The 19,418-nt window shown below is 63.9% G+C and carries 18 protein-coding genes and 2 pseudogenes; 6 read left to right on the top strand and 14 right to left on the bottom strand.

Annotation, left to right across the window (positions count from 1 at the left end; genetic code table 11):
• Positions 1 to 453: 453 nt before the first annotated feature.
• The 11 genes and pseudogenes from N3C12_05605 to N3C12_05555 form a co-directional block, all read right to left on the bottom strand.
• Complete coding sequence (locus N3C12_05605) at positions 454 to 813, bottom strand: hypothetical protein (protein ID MCX8071910.1); 360 nt, start codon at positions 811 to 813, stop codon at positions 454 to 456.
• Between the two features lie 205 nt (positions 814 to 1,018).
• Positions 1,019 to 1,855 (bottom strand): annotated as a pseudogene (cmr4, locus tag N3C12_05600) (type III-B CRISPR module RAMP protein Cmr4).
• A 197-nt stretch (positions 1,856 to 2,052) separates the two neighbouring features.
• Positions 2,053 to 3,351, bottom strand: a complete 1,299-nt coding sequence (locus N3C12_05595) for a hypothetical protein (protein MCX8071909.1) — start codon at positions 3,349 to 3,351, stop codon at positions 2,053 to 2,055.
• Positions 3,352 to 3,417: 66 nt separating this feature from the next.
• Positions 3,418 to 4,128 (bottom strand): hypothetical protein, encoded by a 711-nt coding sequence (locus N3C12_05590; GenBank protein MCX8071908.1) that lies wholly within the window; start codon positions 4,126 to 4,128, stop codon positions 3,418 to 3,420.
• A gap of 12 nt (positions 4,129 to 4,140) precedes the next feature.
• Positions 4,141 to 4,590, bottom strand: coding sequence for a hypothetical protein (locus N3C12_05585; GenBank protein MCX8071907.1), 450 nt, complete (start codon positions 4,588 to 4,590; stop codon positions 4,141 to 4,143).
• A 136-nt stretch (positions 4,591 to 4,726) separates the two neighbouring features.
• Positions 4,727 to 4,903: a hypothetical protein gene (locus tag N3C12_05580; protein MCX8071906.1), complete on the bottom strand. Its 177-nt coding sequence runs from the start codon at positions 4,901 to 4,903 to the stop codon at positions 4,727 to 4,729.
• A gap of 74 nt (positions 4,904 to 4,977) precedes the next feature.
• On the bottom strand, positions 4,978 to 5,205 hold the full coding sequence (locus N3C12_05575) for a hypothetical protein (GenBank protein MCX8071905.1): 228 nt from the start codon (positions 5,203 to 5,205) through the stop codon (positions 4,978 to 4,980).
• On the bottom strand, positions 5,186 to 5,830 hold the full coding sequence (locus N3C12_05570; GenBank protein MCX8071904.1) for an RAMP superfamily CRISPR-associated protein: 645 nt from the start codon (positions 5,828 to 5,830) through the stop codon (positions 5,186 to 5,188). Before N3C12_05570 ends, N3C12_05575 begins: the two co-directional genes overlap by 20 nt.
• A 351-nt stretch (positions 5,831 to 6,181) precedes the next feature.
• Positions 6,182 to 6,775: a type III-B CRISPR module RAMP protein Cmr1 gene (cmr1, locus tag N3C12_05565; GenBank protein MCX8071903.1), complete on the bottom strand. Its 594-nt coding sequence runs from the start codon at positions 6,773 to 6,775 to the stop codon at positions 6,182 to 6,184.
• A gap of 115 nt (positions 6,776 to 6,890) precedes the next feature.
• A pseudogene (locus tag N3C12_05560) lies at positions 6,891 to 7,442 on the bottom strand (transposase).
• Between the two features lie 77 nt (positions 7,443 to 7,519).
• Positions 7,520 to 8,863 (bottom strand): NnrS family protein, encoded by a 1,344-nt coding sequence (locus N3C12_05555; protein ID MCX8071902.1) that lies wholly within the window; start codon positions 8,861 to 8,863, stop codon positions 7,520 to 7,522.
• A gap of 126 nt (positions 8,864 to 8,989) precedes the next feature.
• Between N3C12_05555 and N3C12_05550 the strand changes: the two genes are divergently transcribed.
• Together N3C12_05550 and N3C12_05545 are read left to right on the top strand one after the other, a co-directional pair.
• Complete coding sequence (locus tag N3C12_05550; protein MCX8071901.1) at positions 8,990 to 9,631, top strand: type I 3-dehydroquinate dehydratase; 642 nt, start codon at positions 8,990 to 8,992, stop codon at positions 9,629 to 9,631.
• A 24-nt stretch (positions 9,632 to 9,655) separates the two neighbouring features.
• Positions 9,656 to 9,958: a hypothetical protein gene (locus N3C12_05545; GenBank protein ID MCX8071900.1), complete on the top strand. Its 303-nt coding sequence runs from the start codon at positions 9,656 to 9,658 to the stop codon at positions 9,956 to 9,958.
• A 312-nt stretch (positions 9,959 to 10,270) separates the two neighbouring features.
• On the opposite strand, the gene pdxA is transcribed toward N3C12_05545, so the two are convergent.
• The 3 genes from pdxA to mfd are packed head-to-tail and all read right to left on the bottom strand — an operon-like array spanning position 10,271 to position 15,845.
• Positions 10,271 to 11,290 carry a 4-hydroxythreonine-4-phosphate dehydrogenase PdxA gene (gene pdxA, locus N3C12_05540; GenBank protein ID MCX8071899.1) on the bottom strand — a complete coding sequence of 340 codons (1,020 nt, stop codon included), beginning with the start codon at positions 11,288 to 11,290 and terminating at the stop codon, positions 10,271 to 10,273.
• A gap of 6 nt (positions 11,291 to 11,296) precedes the next feature.
• Entirely contained in the window at positions 11,297 to 12,295 is a 999-nt protein-coding gene (locus N3C12_05535; GenBank protein MCX8071898.1) for a peptidylprolyl isomerase, read from the bottom strand.
• Positions 12,288 to 15,845, bottom strand: coding sequence for a transcription-repair coupling factor (gene mfd, locus N3C12_05530; protein MCX8071897.1), 3,558 nt, complete (start codon positions 15,843 to 15,845; stop codon positions 12,288 to 12,290). The genes N3C12_05535 and mfd overlap by 8 nt, the downstream gene beginning before the upstream one ends.
• Before the next feature lie 220 nt (positions 15,846 to 16,065).
• Here mfd and N3C12_05525 point away from each other — a divergent pair, with 220 nt between their 5' ends.
• The 4 genes from N3C12_05525 to N3C12_05510 all read left to right on the top strand — a co-directional run bounded on the left by N3C12_05525 (position 16,066) and on the right by N3C12_05510 (position 19,156).
• Positions 16,066 to 16,404, top strand: coding sequence for a tetratricopeptide repeat protein (locus N3C12_05525; protein ID MCX8071896.1), 339 nt, complete (start codon positions 16,066 to 16,068; stop codon positions 16,402 to 16,404).
• The gene (locus N3C12_05520) at positions 16,397 to 17,344 is read left to right on the top strand and encodes a cation diffusion facilitator family transporter (GenBank protein ID MCX8071895.1); all 948 of its coding nucleotides are present in this window, start codon (positions 16,397 to 16,399) and stop codon (positions 17,342 to 17,344) included. Before N3C12_05525 ends, N3C12_05520 begins: the two co-directional genes overlap by 8 nt.
• Before the next feature lie 317 nt (positions 17,345 to 17,661).
• Complete coding sequence (locus tag N3C12_05515) at positions 17,662 to 18,516, top strand: methyltransferase domain-containing protein (protein MCX8071894.1); 855 nt, start codon at positions 17,662 to 17,664, stop codon at positions 18,514 to 18,516.
• 76 nt (positions 18,517 to 18,592) lie between these two features.
• Positions 18,593 to 19,156 carry a DUF99 family protein gene (locus tag N3C12_05510; GenBank protein MCX8071893.1) on the top strand — a complete coding sequence of 188 codons (564 nt, stop codon included), beginning with the start codon at positions 18,593 to 18,595 and terminating at the stop codon, positions 19,154 to 19,156.
• Positions 19,157 to 19,418 lie beyond the last annotated feature (262 nt).

The following is a 19,418-nucleotide window of genomic DNA, read 5'->3' as shown; positions in this document are numbered from 1 at the left end:
GTCTGGTTCTCGCCAGTACTGGTTGACGCACTCCGTCTCGCGAAGCGAACCGTCGTCAGCCGTGTCCGACCAAGGCTCGATTGCAGTCGCTGGCCTAGTAGAGAGAAGACGCATCCGGAATTCGCGGTCCAAAAGGTGATTGCTGGGGGCACCTTGTCGCTGCCACACCAATCCCTTCCCGGAGACATAGCGGGGGAGCCACGCACGCCAATCACCATCAACTTTTTCGGCCGGAAAGAGGTAGGTAAAGCGCACAAATTTCTGAATTTCTTTTCCACGTCGTCGTACTTGGGAAACGCGTCGGAGCCTCCGCTCGCGCGATCTCCGCCGTGACCGCACCCCAAATCCTGCGCGCTGGGACGTAGATGCGGCAGCGGTTGAGGCTGCCCCCCGGCGGCATGCCGATGTAGACGGGGGATTCGAGAAGCCAGGTCCAACGGTAGAGCGACCAGGTCATGCCTTCTCTCCAGCGCTTCCCCGCGCCTTGGCGTGGTAGCGGGCGTACACGAATGCTTGTCGGAGCAGGTCACGTGTGAAGAGGAGACGGTCGAGGTCGGACGCCAGGCCCTGAACGAACTCGAGCGGATTCGTGGCTTTTGTGTTGTCGTCGACATTCTCCTTCAAGAACTTCGTCCCCCGCGTGGTGATTGCCTGCCCCGCCTTGCCCTCACCGGCCTCGAGGTACAAAAAGCAGGCGTAAGGCCCTTGTTCCTCCTCCAGGACCCCGAGCGCCGTGGTGAAGACTTTTTCGTCGCGTACGGACTCCGCCAGCTCGCGACCCAGTTTTGCGCATTCAAGGTCGAGATTCTTCATTGCGAACCTCCTTCGGCACTCGTCTGCTGCGCATCTGCCTGTCCGGCGCTAGTTTTCTCGGCGCCAGGGTTAAGTACCCGAATCCGTCCCATGCCTCGCGTTCCCATGCCCCCGATGCCGAGGTGCTCGAGGTAGGGATGTGTGGTCTTTCCGAGCTCGAAGACCCTGGCGGCCGCGTCGATGGTTTCGCCATTGACTTGTGCCCTTACATCCTAGCCGCCGACCTGGGGGAGTGTTGCGGGGTCTTGCAAACGACGTCCCAGACGAGCACCATTGCGCGCGGGAGCGCCTCGTAACTGAAGAGCGCGCCTTCTTCGGCCGCCCCGGTTTCCGGATCGATCGACACCGAGGTACGCACCTCGAGGTTGCCGTTGACGATGTGCGCGAAGAGCTTGTCGGACACGATCACGACGCGCTGCTCGATGTAATGGGGAATGCCCCCGTTCAGTGTCGGCCAGCCATTTCCAACGGGAAGCGTATTTTTGCGTTCCAGCAGAAGCCGGCCCAGGTTCAGCGGCTGCTTATCGTTCGACGGCCGCCGATCGTGCCCCGGCGGGGTTCCACCGTGTTGTGGTCGTTCATAGACAGCATCGGCCAAGTCTCCTTTGATCTCGACACCGACCCGCCGCAATGCGTCCGGGCACGCGACCCACTTCGGCCCCTCCCTCGTGGCGACAGGGAACAGGCGCACATGCGCGTCGCTGAAGGCGACCAGGCCTGCAAAGCCGCCGCCGCCGGCACCGCGGGCGCAGCCGAAGACGGTGCAAATCGGGCAATCAGGCTAGCGGCAATGACCGCCTTGCCCGGCACTGTCGGGCTAGCCCTGCCCGGCGCAATCGGGGTAGTAGGGCTTCCGCTGGCCATTGATTTGGCGGGCCGGATTCGCCTCTTGCTGACCCATGGCTGCGTACGATCGGTATACCCCAACCAGACTCGAGCCGGGAATCTTGGGCACGCTGGTCACAGGATCGCGCACGATCGTCAGGTCCACCCGACCGAGCCGCGCTGCGCCGCTTCCCACGTGGACAGGATCGATCGCCATTCCGACGACAGTGAACTTTTCGTGGCTCTTGCTCATGATCCTGCTCCTTCCAGCCCTTCTTGAAGCCAAGCGAGATGCCATTCGAGCGCCCATCCGAGTGTTCCTCGCTTCCCCGCCTCCACGAGGCTCTCGAGAGCCGCACCCGTGATCCCGAGGCGGTCGCGGACAATCGCCCGCGTCAGATCCAGCCACTGAGCCTACGCGCCAGGAAACCAACGCCCCTCGGGATCGCGCCAACTTCGGGAACGCTCCTCGATTTCGTTCCAGGCCCCACGCAGCGCGCTGACGCTCGGTGCATACCGCACCAAAAGCTCCCGCGTTGTCCGCATCCGTCCGAAATCCTCGAGCGGCCGAACCTCGGGCTTTTCGAACCGACGCGCTGTCGAGTCCAAGAATACACTCGCGATGCCGCTGGGGTGGACGGCCACGCTGTCCCCGGGTCGCAGGTCCGCCATGTGGCGGTAGATTTGCCCCTTGGGATACTGGAAATCCCGGGCCCGCGCTGCTCCCGATCTTCCACCTGCACATGAGGGTAGAACACATCGTCGCGGCCGTCCGGAAGCCGCGTGGGTATTAGGACCACCTCCTGGCCCCGGTGATGGTCCAGCAACAAGACCGTAATGCCGGCGCGAGCGGCATTCGGGTAGGCGCCACAGCTCTGAATCCTGCCGGCCCATCGCATCTTCCAGGTTCCGCGCCGCCTCGATGACCGCCTGAAACGGCGTCAGCCGAGGAAAAGCCACCACACCGATCCGCAGGGGCATCCGCTCCCACACCCGCGCAAATTCGTCGCGCCGCTTAGCGATGGCCGCCTCGATGCAAGCAGCGGCACGGTCGAGCGGCACAAGCACCCGGAAGCGCCGCGGGCTGCGGTCCAAGACGATGAGCGGCGAGTAAACCCCAAGACACTCCGGGGCCTCGACAGCTCTTATGCGCAGCATGCAAACCTCGCCATCGTCCCCTTTCAGCTCGATCGGGCACGCTTGGCTCTCGTTTCTAATCGCGTCGTCGGGCTCCTCGGGCTCCAAGCACCGGCCGAGATTCGCGATCGTGACGAAGGCCTTACGATCTTCCAAATAAACCAGCTCGAACGGAGCGTCCCGGAACCGGCCCAGATACGTTTCCCGGTCCTCCCAACCCGAGCGAGTGCCGTCCGCCGGTTCCAGAAGCACGCGACGGGTGCGCCATCGGTTCGGGTGCGCGCTCACGATTTCACGGAACTGGTCCAGGAGCTCGTCGAAGAACGTCTCGCACGCACGCCAGAAGCGGTAAACGCGCCCGGGAGAGGGGAGCTTGCGGAAGAGCTGGTGCGTGAGCCAATGCGCACGCTCCTTATCTTTCAGCGTACTCCACTCCGGCGCTTCGGCGCGGTCTTCGACGATCTTCGAGAAAAAGCTCTGCCAGTCATTTTCGTACCGGTAGCCTTCTTCGAGGCTGCAGAGTACAGGGTCGCTCTTGACAAACGAGCTGAGTTTGCCCCCGATGTACTCGCGCACGGAATCGAACGGTCTTGCCGGGTCTATCGGGTTGTCCTGATTGCCCACCACAGGATTGAAGCGACGTCACTCGGCAATGCTTTGGGCGCGGAGCGAGTCCACGTGCTCGCCATTCAGCCAGGGCTCCAGGTCGAAGCCGAAAGTGAGCAGAGCCACCCGGTCATTCTCGTCGGCGACCTCGGAAATCCAGATAATGTCGCTCTCCCCGGCCAGCCAAGCATCGGGGCGACCGCGGCGGCGCTCCCGGCAGACGGCGCACGGGCACCTTTTCCGCGCGTTGTCGGTTTTCGCACTCGGCGGCGGCTTGTTGAAGCGCACCGAACATACCGGACAGACGTGGCGTCCCCCCGAAGATGGCGCCGTGCCAGCGCCCTCGATGGCCCATTCGCGGTGGACCGGCACGGCCAACGTTTCTCGGCCCCGGTGCAGCGCGGCGACCATCCGCACGAAGGAGCGAGTCGAATCTGACAGGGCAACGTGGGGCGGCGTCTCGAGTTGCGCCACGCCGGCGAGCTCATCAACCGCTAGCGCGATTTCATCTTCGAGCACGTTCGCGCACGAATCATCGAGGCCGCTGCTCCCGTCGGCCCGTTGGCCAGGAAAGGTGAACGCCGGGGTCTCGTCGCAGTAAACGAGCGACCCGACCGCCAAACCTACCTCGATCAGCCTGCGCACTTCCTCAAAGAACCGCTCGATCTCGCGCTGTGCACCTACCCAGTCGCCGATCTTGACCGCCCGCGCCTCGTAGTGACGCGTGCCGACACCGACCGTGAGCACGCGCCAGCGGGTCTAATATTTGAGCTGCTCGCCCCACTTGAAAGATGTTCCGGCGAGAACGGCACCGGCCACGGCCGATTTGAAGAGGGCCGCCGCGACGTAGGACTGGTCCCATAGCGTCACGTCGTTGTTGGGCCGGCGCGTCTCGGCGAGGGTGGACAGGAACGCCTGCCTCAGCCAGCCTTGCGACCCGACCACACCTTCCCGCCAATTCCACCAGCCATCGAGATCGTTGGCGGTATGAGGTGAAGGCGGATTGCCGAGCGCCTGTAGATCCTCGAGAAGGTTTTCGATGCGGTCGAGCAAATCCCGCCAGCTTCCCGGGTGCAGAAGGGGTGGCGGATCGTTGAGGAGGTTGCGCACAGGGTGGCCGAAGGGAGAGGCGAGCCACATGTGCGTTATATCCTGGTTCAAGTACTTCGATGTGGACGCAGGAATATTCTTCTCGATTCCCGAAGCCATGCCGTGGGCAGCTTGCAGCAGGCCGAGGAGACCTCTCCCCGACTTCCGGTGCTCGGTCAAAAACTCCGTCAGCGAGGAAGGCCACTTGTCCGGCGGAATGCTGCTCCATGGACGGTCCTTGAGCCACCTCAGTTTGTCACCCCACGGAAACGGCGGGTTCTCTTTCTTGTGCCAGCGCAGATCGTTCGTACTCAATTCCGACGCCGCCATGCGCTCGCAAGAAGTCCGGGTGCGCCTTGCCCGTCATGTGGAGCCAGCCGATGGCCTCGCAGGCCAAAAGCAGCGGCCGGTGGTCGCGGAGGGTCTGGATCATCTGTCCGCCCTCGCTCACGACGCACCTCCGGGATTCGGAAGGAGCTGTTCGAGAAGCTTGCACTTATCGTCCGCCTAGATCGGCTGGTCGTTCGGCGTTTCCTGTCGAAAGCCTCGCCACTTTTTGATTTCTGCCGTGCCCCAGCCGACGGTGCGTTTGGCCGAAATGCCATAGCTGGCCAGCAGCGTCTCGATGGATTCCAGCAGGTAGGGCAAGACATCTTTCGATTCCGTTGCCGCTTTTTTCCCCGGCCAGGGCTCGTAGAGCAGCCGGAGTTTCCCCTTAGTACCCGGCGGCACCACTTCGTAGACAATCAGCTACGTGCCGGCGCCGACGGCTGCGGTCATGCGGATTGATCACCTCCAAGCCGATCTTGTCGAACCAGGTCGGATAGAAAACCAGCACGCCCTGCCGAAACTGCTCGTCAGCTCCCTTCTCGTTGCCGAACAGGTGGAGGATCCAGTCCGGATCTTTCCACTCCTCGAATCGCTTTCCTTCCTCCAGATGTTGGCGTAACCCCGCCTGCATGCGACAGGCCCAGCGTAACATCCCCTTCCAGCTCGCGGCCGCCATGAACGGCACGCCGAAGACGCGATCCTTGTGCACTGGCTTGTCGAGCACGTGGAAGATCCGGTCGTCTTTGGAGTACCAGGGCGCGCGCAGTTCGAGCTCGACCTCGAGAGCGAGCCAATCTCGGTGCAGCAATTGTGGTGGCCAGGAATCGAGCGGGAGTCCAGCCGGCACGGCAATCGAGCCCTGGGCTGCCCGTTTCATGTAGCGGTTGCCGGCCTCGTTCTTCCGATTGCCACCTTTGGTGCTCCAAACCGTGCAGCCGTTCACAAAGCCAAAAGCCAGACCGCAGGGGAGCGGTCCGTCCCTTGGACACGCCTGCAGCGACGCGAGACGACCGCAGAAGTCGAAGGTCATGGCGAGCTCCTCCCTCCTCCACCCCTGAGCAGCTCCTGAAGGATGGCAAGCCCTCTCGCGAATTCGCCATCGTTGAGATTCGCCCACACGCCTTTCAATCGCTGACGCATCTCGTCCAGCGTCAGCAGGTCAGGCTTTACAAAGCCGAAGATGCGCGCGGGGTTCTTGAACTTGAAGCTGAAGACCTTCTTGCTCTCCGCAGGCTGCGGGTTAAGGTCCCCGCATGCGCGCCGTCCAGCGAGCCACGAGTCCCCCCGCGATGACTGTGGACTTCGGCTCGGGCCTGCCGATGACCCGATCGAGCGTGCTCGCATTGGCGTCCTGTCTGGCGAGGTAGCGTCCGTTGACGCATCAGAGGTTCTGCAGCGATGCCCAATCGAAGTCGTCGTGAGCTGGCTTGCGCGGTTGCTGCACATAATCCCCCAGTTGCTTGCGGTCGAGGGACTTCAGGTCGTCCGGATGTTTCAGGATTTGAATCAGCCCGTAGTCCCGGTGATGAGCGGCGTTGGCACGGTTTGCCTCGTCGCTCGGCTTGAGCACTGTCTTCCCCCCGACCGCGCCGTACTCAGCGATGAGACACAACGTCAGGTCCAACAGGGCCCACTCCACTGGTTGAATGGGGCGCAGTTCGAGGAAGCGCAGCGTGAAAGTCTGGTTCTGCTTGATCTGCGTGGCTTTGACCTTCCCGGTTCCGTCGAGGAGCTCAAAGCGGAATTTCCTCGCCCAGCCCGTGCAGCCGAACAGCTCGCAGAGGACGGAATGCCGCGCACCCTCGCATTGGTGCTTCGTCGGGTCGCACGCCTTCCCGCCCAATCCGCGCACGAGCACCTCGAACCGCCAGCGGATGGAGCCGAGCAGACCGGTCGTGGTCGCGCGGTCTCCGCTCCGGTTGGGGTCGCCGGTCCAGATGTCGGTGAGTGCTTTGAGCGTATAAACCTTAGTCATCGCTGTTCTCCGTGGGGGCGTACGTCCCTGAATCATCACGGCCATGGGCCCCAGCATCCACGGGTCCGAGCGATGCATCCCACGCGTCGTCCTTTCCGGTGCAGTCTGGATTTTCTCAATTCAGATGCCAGCGCAAGGGATTGGTCAGGATGTATTCACGGATGCGCATCAGCGATTTTTATTTCCGGATCATGTTTTCCTATAATAGTTGCGCTGCCAGACGGTCGCGCCGGGCGTGCCGCGGCGTTCATTGATGCGTTTCGTAGTGGCGGATTTGGACGACCGCACAATGGTCGGGATGGAACCGGCAATGGGGTTGCCGAATTGTTCGCTTCGCGATTGCCGCAAGGTCTTCGGTAGGGGCACGGCATGCCGTGCCCCTACGGTGCATGCCTCTGCAATGCAAATGATGCCATGCACATGGTTCGGCATAATGACGAATTCATCCAATGCCGCCAGCGGGAAATGGTCCGGAATCGCCACCCAACAGTCCCGGACGATTGCGCCGCATTCGTTCAGCCGCATCACCCCACCCTGGATTTCGCCAAACACAGGCGCTCGGTCCCGTGTGCAAATCGTGGGTGAAATAGGCCCCTGCCTGGCTGTAGTCGGACCCTTTCAGGCGGATGGAACGGCGGTGCTGTTGTTGTCGTTCGACATGGACCATGGTTGGTCCTTCCAGGATTACGTAGGGGCGACCCATGCGTCGCCCGTGGCGGTGGGTGGGGGGCTCTCCCAGGCGAGTTAGCGAGAGGTGGCAGGCCCCGGGCGGTGTTGACGGACGCTCATCACGAGGTTGACAGCGAAGAGAACGAAGGCGGCCCAACTGATCGGTCCTGAAATTGCCGACCACCGATACCACGCGGTGCTCGCACCCCAGGCGGTGATCACTTCACCAGCGCGGAGCACGATGCCGAGGTTCAGGAGCCAGTACGTGCCGTCGCGCAGGCGCGGGCTCCAAATGGGAATGCCGGCTGCCGCCGGCAGCACACGCATGGACACGCCGAAAATCATTTGCGTGAGAAACCCCAACGTGAACGCGTGGCGGGCAAAGTCGGCTACGGGTCCGACATAGGCGGTGCCCGTAACCGCCGCCCGCAACGGTCCGAGCAGGAGGGCGAGGAAGAGGTAGGCATAGGCGCTCCACAAGTATTTTTCCGTCCCCGGCATGCGGTGTGCCGGTGTTGCCCGCCCGCGGAAGAAGCCGAGCCGGCAGACGAAGCCAGCACCCGCCACTGCGAGCAACAGCCCACCGGCGCGCCCTGCAGTTGTTACCGCCACGGGCAGCCAGCCGCTCATCCCTACTAGCCCCAGGCACCACAGCAGCGTTCCCACTTGGTGCGCGGCGCAAATGAGCCGGTCGACCCCGCTCTCGCGGTACACTAAACCCAACGAGGCGGGCAGGATGCGCAAGCTCATCCCATAGATCCAGTTGCCCGCAAACCCCCACAACGCGGCCTCCCACAATGCGGAACGGTCCGAAGCGAGCACCGTCGGCGAGAGCAGCGGGAGGGCGCTTGCCGCTACCAACCACCATGAGCCCAATTGAACGTACACCGGCAGCAGCGGCGGGGTCACTGCCGCGCCCCGCAGTTGCCCTCCCACCGCACGCGCAAAAGCCAAACTGCCGAAAACCAACGCCGCGTGGGCAAGAAAAAGCAACGCACGCTCTTCTCCCCACAACGCTGCTCCGGCGGCGAGCCCAGCCCCGCTAGCGAGGCCGAGGAGCGTCAGGCGCTGCCACGGTCCCCCTTGCCATGCGCGTCCGCTGAAGCGCGGAAGAACATGGTACGCCACGCCGCACACGAACAATACGGCAAAGCCAAAGATCTGAGCGTAGGCGTGCGCATGGCGTGCGGACAGAGGAGAGAGCCCGCCGAGCAGGTCGACTTGCAAAGTCAGCCCGAGCCACAGGAGAGCGCCCAAGGTGGCACCGATGCTCAAAGCAAACACGATGCTCCATACGAAAAACCACGCCGCGCGTCGGGCCGTGATGCGCATGAGCTCCTCCACCTCGGGGGTCAGCGCACCGCGCCCTCCGGCCTCCCGCACCGTCGCTTGTCGCTCGTGTTCCTGTGCTCCTTGCATGGGTATGCTTCAGCGTTTTACGTGCTAGTTCCCTTTTCTCATATGGGAAGCGCGCGAAAACAAAAAGCGGCGCCGGGCGCGGCATTGTTCGGCCTACCCGGTGAGCGACCGAAGGTGGTGTTGGCCGTGCACGACGATGTGGCCGCCGTGCGCCGCGCTGTACGGCCGGGGGTGGACATTCTCGAGCTCCGCATCGATCAGTTCGCTGCGCACGACCCTGCGCACGTTGCCGGCATCGCTGCCACGTTGCGCCGCTTGCGGCGCCCCCTGCTGGCCACCGTGCGCCGAGCCGAGGAAGGCGGTGCGCAGCGCCTGGCGGACGAAACCCGCTGCGAGCTATGGCGCGCAGTGCTGCCGCATGTGGCAGCCATCGACGTGGAACTCCAGAGCGCACGGGAGTTCGCCCCCTTGCTCGATGAGGCGCGCGCGCAGGGCTGCCGGGTGCTGCTGTCGTATCACGACTTCGAACGCACACCAACGGCACAAACGCTCGCCACGCTCTTTCGGCGTGCCCGCGCTCTCGGGGCGGACGCCGTGAAACTCGCCTTGCAAGCACAACAGCCGGATGATGTGTGGCGCCTGGCCGCCTTCACTTGGGAGCACCGCGAGTTTCCTGTGATCACGATGTGCATGGGGCCGCTCGGTCCTTTGTCGCGCCTGTCCCTTCCGCTGTGCGGCTCGCGCTGGGTGTACACCAGTTTACAGCCGAAGTACGGGCAGATTCCCTTGCGGCGCTTGCTCGCCGATTTGCGTTTCTATTTCCCCTGACGCCCGCGGCCGTAGGGACGACGCATGCGTCGCCCCTGGTGCATCATGGGTCAGCGGCACGGCTACGCGGGCCGAGACGCCAATCGGTGGCATCCATTGATTGTTGGTTCGTTCGAATCGCTCGTCAGCAAGCGTATCAACCACTGGCGCGGCAGCCCACGTGCCGCCGTGTGGCAGCGCAATTATTACGAACACGTGATCCGCAACGAACACGAGTGGGAGCGCATTCGCCCATACATTGCGGATAACCCCCTGCAGTGGGCTTCGGACACGGAAAATCCGGAGGTGGTAGCTGCCCAGCATGCGCCCGTGCGCCCCTGGACGTGAATGGCGGGATGAATGATGGGCTCGTAGGGGCGACGCATGCGTCGCCTCCACGAGCGTGTTGGTGCCGCGTGCCAAGATGGCGACGCGTGGGCCACCGGCGGCGACACCGTCACCAGTCGACGTGTTCCCCATTCGCGATTCGCTGCTCGCCACTCGCCATCCATTCGCCACTCGCCGCTAACACCCCATCCCACACCCCAGCCAACGCGTGCGTCGCCCCTACGAAACGCCACCAGGCCCATTCGCCGCTGGCGGCCCCACCCCACACCACGGGCGAGGCATGCGTCGCCGCTACCGGAGGTGGCGCGCGCCTTACGGCTGGTTGTGGCAAGCGAGCTCTGCTGCGAGCAGCAAGGCGGCGGCCATGCTGCGCGGGTCGGCGCGGTTTTGCCCGGCGATATCGAATGCCGTGCCATGATCCGGCGAGGTGCGGATGAACGGCAACCCGAGGGTGACATTCACGCCGTCGTGAAAGTGCACCAACTTAAAGGGGGCGAGTGCTTGATCGTGATAGGGGCACAGCACTGCGTCGTAAGCGCCATGGTAGGCTTGAAAGAAGACCGTATCCGCCGGCAGCGGCCCCGCGATCTTGATGCCGCGCCGTTGGGCCCGCGCCACCGCGGGGCGCAAAATCTCCTCGTCTTCCCGGCCGAACAAGCCACCTTCGCCGGCATGGGGATTGAGTCCCGCGAGTGCCAGGCGCGGGGAGGGCAAGCCGAACTGTTGCTGCAGCGCGCGGTGGGTGATGCGAATCGTCGCCTCGACGATGTCGCGGTCGAGCCGGCGCGGCACTTCGGCAAGTGGCACGTGGGTGGTCATCAGCACCACGCGCAAGCGCGCTCCCGCCATCATCATGCGCACCGGCACGTTGCCGGCCAACTGCGCAAGCAACTCCGTGTGGCCCGGCACGTCGTAGCCTGCGGCTGCCCAATGGGCCTTGGCAATGGGTGCGGTCACGAGCGCTGCAGCCTCGTTCCTGCGGACCAACTCCACCGCCGCCGCCACCGCCCGGTACGAAGTGTCGCCGCACTGGCGCCGCTCCGCCGCACGGAGTCGCGCTCCCGGGAGAGGCAGCGGACCGCTGGTGGAAATTTCCTTAACGAGCAGCGAGCCCTTCCGCGTGCGGCCTGCGCGCGGGTAAGGTTCCAGGTGCAACGGCCAGCCGTAGCGGCGCGCACACTCCACAAACACTGTGGGCACGCCGACAAGGAGCGGCTCGAGGGAGCGGCGCACACGCGGCTGACGGAGTGCTTTCAGGATCACCTCGGGACCGACCCCCGCGGGGTCTCCCATGGTGATGGCAATCACCGGGCGCTCGTCTCGCGCGGGCATGGGCCGCTAGTCTGCGAAGATCTCCACGTGGTGGAGTTTGTACAAGTCTTCGCTGAGCCAACGCTGAAAGCGCTCCTCGAGCGCCTGTGAGTAGAGTTTTTGCCGCACTTCTTCTTCCAACACGCTGCGATCCACGCTGCCCTCCTGTTCGCGGGCGAGAACCCGAATCAGGTGGATCCCCAAACGGGTGCGCACGGGCGGGCTCACCTCGCCAACTTTAAGCTGCTCTTGCGCGCGTTCGAGTTCGTCGACGAGCTCGCCGGGCTTGAACCAGCCGAGGTCGCCACCTTCCCGGCCGGTTTTATCTTGCGAGTACCGCTGCGCGGCCACGGCAAAATCCAATCCGTCGGCAATTTGCCGGCGCACCTCTTCGGCCCGTGCCAAGGTGGCAGCCACTTGGTCGCCCCCAGCATCCGGCGGGAGCGGGAAGAAGATATGGGCGATGCGCACGCGCGCCGGGCCGATGTATTCTTCTTTGTGCTCGTCGAGGTAGCGTTGCACATCTTCGGGGGTCACCGTCACCTTGCCGCGAATCTCCCGCGCCAAAAGCTGCTGCCGGGCCAGGTCTTCCCGCACTTGCTTCCGGTAAGTTGCCATGTCGAGCCCTTGTGCCTTGAGGGCCTCTTCCAACTGGCGGTCATCGATCCGGTTGCGCTCTTTGACCGAGCGGATGTATGCGTCCACATCCTCATCGCGCACGATGATACCTTTTTGCTGCACTTCGCGCTCGACGATCTTGTCCGTAATCACTGCGCGCAGGAGTTCGGCCTCGGAAAGCCCGGTGGATTGGCGCAAGCGCAAACTGGTTTTGGCAAAGCGCTTGACCTCGTAAAGTGTCACCGGCTCGCCGTCCACCGTGGCGAGCACCGCGTTGATGCGCTCGCCGAACGCCGCGCGCGGGCTCGTCCAGGCGAGGCACCCGAAGATGCCGAAGGTGTAGAGCCACGCGACCACACACGTTCCCCCGATGAGCATCCGGTGCTGGTGGCGTTTGCAGTTACGCATACGTTCCCTCCAGTTTCTCGCGCAGGCTTCCGGTCACTTGCTCGACCACCTCTTCAATTTCCGCCAATAGCCCATCGCTATCGCGATTGCGGGCTTGGAAACTCAACTGAAAATCGGCCGGAATGCTGAAGCGGCCTTTGCCGGTACGTACGAGGGCGATCAAACGGTCGACATCGACATCCGCTTGCGGGTGGAACTGCAGCAACACGTGCTCGCCGGCAACTTTCACGCGTTGCACTTTGTGCACTTTCAAAACCCGGCGCAAATCCATCACCCCCAGCAACGAATCCACCTCGGGGGGCAAAGGCCCGTAGCGGTCTTGCAACTCGGCGGCGAGCGCGTCGAGTTCCTTGCGGCTGTGCGCTTGGGCGAGCCGGCGATAAAACACCAAGCGCTGGTTTTCATCGGCAATGTACCACCCGGGAATGAAGGCACTGATTCCCAGTTGGAGTTCGGGCTCGATGTCCTGCTCCACGGTTTCGCCGCGCAGTTCGTGCACCGCTTCTGCAAGCATTTGCTGGTAAAGTTCGAACCCCACAGCAGCGATTTGCCCGGACTGCTGTTTCCCCAGCAAGTTGCCAGCACCACGGATTTCCAAATCCGTTGTGGCTAATCGGAAGCCGCCTCCGAGGTCGTCGAGTTCTTGCAGCGCGCGCAGCCGCATTTGTGCCTCGCGCGTAATGAGCTGCTCGCCCGGGACGAGAAGATAGGCGAAGGCGCGCTCGTGCGAGCGGCCCACCCGCCCCCGGAGCTGGTAGAGCTGGGCGAGGCCGAAATGGTCCGCTCGGTCGATAATGATCGTGTTGGCGGTGGGAATGTCCAAGCCCGATTCGATGATCGCCGAGCACACAAGCACATCGAAGCGGCGCTCGACAAAGTCGGTCATCACCCGCTCGAGTTCATGCTCGTTCATCTGCCCGTGCGCGACCACGAAGGAACACTCCGGCACCAGTTGGCGGAGCTGGCGCGCGCGAATCTCGATCGACTCTACGCGGTTATGCACGAAAAACGCTTGCCCGCCGCGCGCCTTTTCGCGCAGCAGTGCTTCGCGAATGACTTGCTCGTCGTACCGGGTGACGTAGGTGCGCACCGCGAGACGGTCGACCGGCGGAGTTTCTATTACCGAGAGATCGCGGATTCCGAGAAAAGCCATCTGCAAGGTACGCGGAATTGGGGTGGCGGTGAGTGTGAGGCAGTCGACGAGTTTGCGCATTTGCTTGATCTTTTCCTTGTGTCGCACCCCAAAGCGGTGCTCCTCGTCGATGATGAGCAAGCCGAGTTGGCGAAAGCCCACGTCGTTTTGCAAGAGCCGGTGCGTGCCCACCACGATGTCCACGCTGCCGTCTTTCAAGCCGGCAATCACTGCGGCATTTTCCTTCGCCGAATGAAAGCGCGAGAGCATCTCGATCCGCACCGGATAACCCTCGAAGCGTTTGCGGAAGGTGTTCAAGTGCTGTTGCGCGAGAACGGTGGTGGGCACGAGCACGGCCACTTGGCGGCCATCCATCACGGCGAGGAAGGCGGCCCGCATGGCCACTTCGGTTTTGCCAAAGCCGACGTCGCCGCAGACTAAGCGGTCCATCGGTTTCGGCTTTTGCATATCGGCCAGCACATCCTCGATGGCGCGCAGTTGGTCTTCGGTTTCCTCGAAGGGAAACGCGGCTTCGAACTGGCGGTAGTAGGCATCCGGCGGCGGGTAGGGCTTGCGCTGCATCGCTTCACGGTGGGCGTAAATGTCGATGAGATCCTTGGCCATCGCCAGGATCGCTTCCTTGGTCTTCTGTTTGACCCGCGCCCAACGGGTGCTGCCGAGCTTGTCCAGCGGCGGCGGCGAGGCGTCGGCCCCGATGTACTTTTGCAGCAACCCGATTTGCTCGACGGGGAGGTAGAGCCGGTCGTTCCCGGCATATTCGAGGTGCAAGTAATCGTTCTCGATGCCGTTGATCTTAAGGTGGACCAGGCCGCAGTAGCGGCCCACGCCGTAGTCAAGGTGCACCACATGGTCGCCCGGCTTGAGCTCGCTCAAGTTGCGCAGCAGTTGGCCGACGTCGATGCGCTGGCTGCGCCGCCGCTGGCGATCGCCACCCAGCATTTCCCCTTCGCTGAGGAAAACCAGTTTCAAGTCGGGCAAGCGAAAGCCCGTGCTCAAATGGCCGAAGACGAACACCACTGCGTGTTGACGCGGTGCTGACAATGCCTCCTCGAGCGACGGCGCCTGCACCACGGTGATGCCGTGATTCTCGAGCAAATTGCGCAAGCGCGTGGCCTGCAAGCTTTGGTGCACCACGGCAACGACCTGGTAGCCCTCGCGCAACCAATCGCGGATGCGCGCCGCCGCTGGAGCAAACGTGACTTCGCGGCGACCCGCAACTCGCTCCACGCGCGCTTCCCGCACACCGTGAGAGGCAACGGTGAGCAACGGCGCGCCCTCGGCGGCAACCAACATCTCCAGCGCTTCAAGCTCCACCCGCGGCTGCGAGCCAAAGAGTTCGCGCCACTGTTTGGCATCGAGGTACAAGAGCTCGGGATCCAAGAGAAACTGGTTGGCTTCCACCTTGGCGGCGGCGCGTTTGCGAATGTCTTCCGCCGCGGCTTCGACGGCAAGCTCGATCGCGGCCGGGCCGTCAAAGCACAGCAGCACGTCTGGCGGCAAATATGCCGACACGGGTTCGAGCGGGGTATCGTAAGCGAGTGGCAGCAAGCGCTCCATACCTGGGAACGCAATGCCGCTCTCCAAGCCGGCCACCAACCGCAGCCGTTCCTCGCGGCTCACTTCGGCAGCAAAGGCACGTTCTTCGACGGCGCGGAGCACCGCGGGATGAAACATGCGCTCAGTATCGAACTCCCGCATAGGGAGCAGCAGGAGGTCCGCACAGGGTTTCAGCGAGCGCTGCGAGGCGGGGTCGAAGTGGTGGAGTTCGGTGATCTCGTCGCCGTCCAACTGGATGCGCACCGGCAGCGCATAGGCAACGGGAAAGATGTCGACGATGCCCCCGCGCACGGCAAAATCGCCCCGATCTTCAACCAGTTCCACACGCCGGTAGCCCCAGCGCACGAGCTCCCGCGCCAGTGTATCGCGATCGAGTTCGTCGCCCGGAACGAGATAGCGCCAGCGGGCACGGGCCGCCTCGCGTGGCGGCACCTTGCGCAACAGCGCTTCCACAGGGGCCACCACCAGCGGCGCCCTGCCGTGCAAGAGCTGGTACAGCGCGTGTACCCGCTGCGCCACCACCTCGGGCGTGGGCGAGAGTTCCTCGAGGGGCGGAGCATCGTACGCCGGGAGGAGATGCACGCGGCGATCGGTTGGACTCAGTGTTTCCGTTTCCCCGAGCCACCAGGAAAGCTCGTCGAACAGTGCCTCCGCGGCCGTCGGGTTTTCCGTCACGACCAACAGCGGGCGGCTTGACGCCCGCGCTACTGCGCGCAGGAAAAAACTCCGCGCCCCACCGCGCATCCCCTGCACGCGGACGACGGACGCATCGCCACCGCCATGGCCGAGCGCTGCCACCCGTTTGTATGCCTGCTCAAAATCGACGTGATCCGTAGCCATCAAAGGACAACGCGCTCTGCTTCCGAAAAGCAGAGCGCTTGCGGTTCGCTAGCACTCCGCCCAGATAGCGACAATGCACCGAGGGCGGGGGAGCCGCTACGCAGCCACAGGCAGCAACCGTCGCTGTCATCGCGGGCGCCTGTGTGCGGCTCCCTGCAGTTGAGCCGCACGGGTTGCTCGGGTAGCATGTTCGCACCTCGAACCGCGAGAGGTGTGGATCATGCCGAGCGCCGAAGAACTTTATGATCAGGCCGTAGACTGCGTTGCTGCAGGCGACCTGGACGCCGCGATCGACCACTACCGCGCTGCGATCGCGTTGGATCCCAACTTCGCTGACGCTTGGGAAGGGCTATCCATGGCCCTGGCAGATCAGGGCCTGTGGGACGAGGCCATTGCGGCTGCGGAAAAGGCTGTCGAGCTCGCTCCGGAAGAGCAGCTTGCGTACACAAACCTGTCGCGCATTTGCCAGCGCGCGGGGAAAATTGCCGAGGCTGAAGCCTGGGCCGCAAAAGCCCGCGTGTTGGATTGGAAGCGACAGTTGCGCGAAGGCGGTGAGTAGCAACGGCCACCTTGGCGGCGCAGCCGTCGACAAGAACTGGACCGTGGCACCCCATCCCACCAAGCCTAGCTCAGCGGCGCTCAGCCGGGCGCTGGTGCTGACTGCGAGCTTTTGCGCCGTCGAGGCTGCCGCCGGGTGGTGGGTGAACAGTTTGGCCTTGCTTTCCGATGCCGGCCACATGCTGTCCGACGTGGCTGCGCTGGCGATCGCATTGTTGGCCTCGTGGGTTGCCAGGCGCCCACCAACCGAGAGCAAAACCTTCGGGTACCATCGCATCGAAATCGTCGCCGCGTTCGTCAACGGGTTGGCCATGTGGCTCGTGGTGGGCTTGATTTGGCACGAAGCCTACCGCCGCTTGTGGTCGCCTCCGGCCGTGCTCGCCGCCGGGATGATTCCGGTTGCCGCACTCGGCTTGGCGGTCAACGCAGCCGTGTTGTGGATGCTCCACCGCGGACCGGTGGGCAACTTGAACGTGCGCGCAGCCATCGTCCACGTGTTCGGCGACGCCTTGGGCTCGCTCAGCGCACTTGCGGCGGGCCTGGCGATGTGGGCCTTTGGTTGGCAGTGGGCCGACGCTGTGGCGGGCCTCTGCATCGGCGCGCTGATCTTGTACAGCTCGTGGGAGATCGTGCGAGAGTCGTTGGACATCCTCATGATGGGCACGCCGCGCGAGCTCTCCCTCGGCGAAATCGAGCGGACGTTATTGGACTTCCCCGGCGTGCTGGAAGTGCACGATTTACATGTGTGGACGATGACGTCCGGCATGTACGAGCTCACCGCGCACCTAGTAGTTCGTAACGACGTGACGCATCGGGCATTGATCGAACACGTGCAAACCGTGCTCCGCGATCGCTTCGGGATTACCCACATGACCTTGCAACTCGACCCGGAAGACGCCTGCGCCGAAGAATTCCGCCGCCACGCCCGCACCGCCGGCTGAATGTTCGGCTCCCCACATCTCCGGCTCGCTCCGTCCAACCGGGAGACGTCCGCGATCGAGGGTCGGTACTCGCCGCAACGAACAACCACGAGTTCTCGGAGCATCGGTGGCGGAAATGGTCTTCGTGCTCGAGAGCGCTCCCGACGCGCAGCGCTGCTCCGCCTGTTGCAACACGCTCTGGTGGGCTAGGATGGCGGCGTTGGCGGCATCACGAGTGCTGCGGCTCGGAGCGTGAAGGGGAGGGGAACAGGGCAAACTCCCAGTTCGTTGGACTCGACCCGGCTGCTCTGAGCCGCGCGGCAAACGGAGGACAGAGCATGCACATCGTAAACACCGATCAAGCGGAGTACTGGAACAGCGAAGCGGGCGAGAAGTGGGTGCGGTACCAGCGGCTCTTGGATGCCCAAATCGGCCCACTCGGACGCGAGGCCATGGACCTTGCGCGGGTCAGCCCGGGAGAACGCGTGGTCGACGTTGGCTGTGGTTGTGGCCACACCTCGATCGAGCTGGCGCAGCGCGTGAGCCCGGGCGGACATGTACTCGGCATCGATCTCTCCACGCCCATGCTGGACCGCGCCCGCGAGCGGGCCGATGCCGAAGGGGTAGAGAATGTCACCTTCGTGCGCGGCGACGCGCAAAGCTATCCCTTCCCGCCGCGCAAGTTCGATCTCGTGTTCTCACGCTTCGGGGTGATGTTCTTTGCCGACGCTGTAGCTGCCTTTCGCAACTTGCTTGCAGCCTCGCGGCCCGGCGCACGTTTGGCGTTTGTGTGTTGGCAGGCGGTGACGGAAAACCCGTGGATGGCCGTTCCCCTGATGGCCGCGCTGCAGCATTTGCCCAACGCGGAGCTGCCTAACCCCGATGCGCCCGGGCCGTTTGCCTTTGCCGATGCTGACAAGGTGCGCCGCATCCTGAGCGCAGCCGGCTATGAAAACCTCGAGTTCCACACCGTGCGGCGCGAGCTCCTCATCGGTGCCGGGGAACCCTTGGAGGGGGCGGTTGAATTCTTATTGCAAATGGGGCCGACCGGAAAACTCCTCAAAGAAGCCGATGGCGAACTTCGCCGGCGTGTAGCGGAGAGCGTGCGCGAGGCCCTAAAACCGTACGAAACCGAGGACGGCGTGCGGATGTTAGGCACGGCATGGATCGTCACCGCCATCGCCCCTCGTTGAAGCAGCACGGCGGGGTGTCCTCGCAAGCTTCCGGTGAAGCTCGACAGAGCCGCGAAGCAGGCAAGAACAACGCAAAGTGCGGCGGCTTTCCAACACGGTGGGCTTCGACGACGCCCCCTTCCATCGGCGGCAGGCCGGACGGGTGCCCGTGGTCGGTGCGGTGTTCGCGTCGACCCGACTCGACGGGGTCTTGTTGGGTTCCGTGGAGCGGGACGGCGACGATGCCACCGACGTGTTCGGGCGGCTGGTGCGCGAGTCGCGCTTTTACGAGCACATCCAGGTGGTCCTCCTGCAGGGGGTGACGTTTGCGGGTTTCAACGTCGTGGACGTGCCCACCCTGAGCAGCGAGCTGCACCGCCCTGTGTTGGTGGTGGCCCGGCGGCAGCCCAACTGGGACAAACTGCGCCGCGCCTTGTGGGAGAAAGTGCCTCAGGGGCGCGGCAAATGGCAATGCCTGGAACGCTTGGGGCCGATGGAACCGCTCGCTGGAGTTTACGTGCAGCGCTGGAACTTATCGCTCGACGAGGCTCAGCAGTTGTTGGCACGCACGACTCTCTGGGGCCGCCTGCCTGAGCCTTTGCGCGTGGCGCATCTGATTGCGGGAGCGCTCGGCCGGGGCGAGAGCCGCGGCGGCGCGTGATAGCCGGTGTGGGGGGAGGGCGAGCGCTGGTTGTAGGGGCGACGCATGCGTCGCCCGTGGTGCGTGCGGGGGCGAGCAGCGAGTAGCGAGTGGTGAGTGGTGGGTTAGCGAATAGCGAATGGCGAATGGCGAATGGCGAATAACGAATGGGGAACGCGCGCACTGCGGGCGGTGTTGCGACCGGCGCCACGCGCGTTGCCCATCCTTGCACCCGCCGCCCGCGCCATCGTAGGGGCAGCCCTAGTGGCTGCCCTCGTTGCCG

It is taken from the genome of Candidatus Binatia bacterium, from assembly GCA_026415395.1.
Classification (GTDB): domain Bacteria; phylum Desulfobacterota; class Binatia; order HRBIN30; family HRBIN30; genus HRBIN30.
This window is presented reverse-complemented; position numbering and strand designations above follow the sequence as displayed.

Coding starts and splice junctions, on each gene's coding strand:
- N3C12_05605 (MCX8071910.1), bottom strand. CDS start 813: ATGAAGAATCTCGACCTTGAATGCGCAAAACTGGGTCGCGAGCTGGCG.
- N3C12_05585 (MCX8071907.1), bottom strand. CDS start 4,590: ATGGCTTCGGGAATCGAGAAGAATATTCCTGCGTCCACATCGAAGTAC.
- N3C12_05580 (MCX8071906.1), bottom strand. CDS start 4,903: ATGATCCAGACCCTCCGCGACCACCGGCCGCTGCTTTTGGCCTGCGAG.
- N3C12_05570 (MCX8071904.1), bottom strand. CDS start 5,830: ATGACCTTCGACTTCTGCGGTCGTCTCGCGTCGCTGCAGGCGTGTCCA.
- cmr1 (MCX8071903.1), bottom strand. CDS start 6,775: ATGACTAAGGTTTATACGCTCAAAGCACTCACCGACATCTGGACCGGC.
- N3C12_05555 (MCX8071902.1), bottom strand. CDS start 8,863: ATGCAAGGAGCACAGGAACACGAGCGACAAGCGACGGTGCGGGAGGCC.
- N3C12_05545 (MCX8071900.1), top strand. CDS start 9,656: ATGCGTCGCCCCTGGTGCATCATGGGTCAGCGGCACGGCTACGCGGGC.
- pdxA (MCX8071899.1), bottom strand. CDS start 11,290: ATGCCCGCGCGAGACGAGCGCCCGGTGATTGCCATCACCATGGGAGAC.
- N3C12_05535 (MCX8071898.1), bottom strand. CDS start 12,295: ATGCGTAACTGCAAACGCCACCAGCACCGGATGCTCATCGGGGGAACG.
- mfd (MCX8071897.1), bottom strand. CDS start 15,845: ATGGCTACGGATCACGTCGATTTTGAGCAGGCATACAAACGGGTGGCA.
- N3C12_05525 (MCX8071896.1), top strand. CDS start 16,066: ATGCCGAGCGCCGAAGAACTTTATGATCAGGCCGTAGACTGCGTTGCT.
- N3C12_05515 (MCX8071894.1), top strand. CDS start 17,662: ATGCACATCGTAAACACCGATCAAGCGGAGTACTGGAACAGCGAAGCG.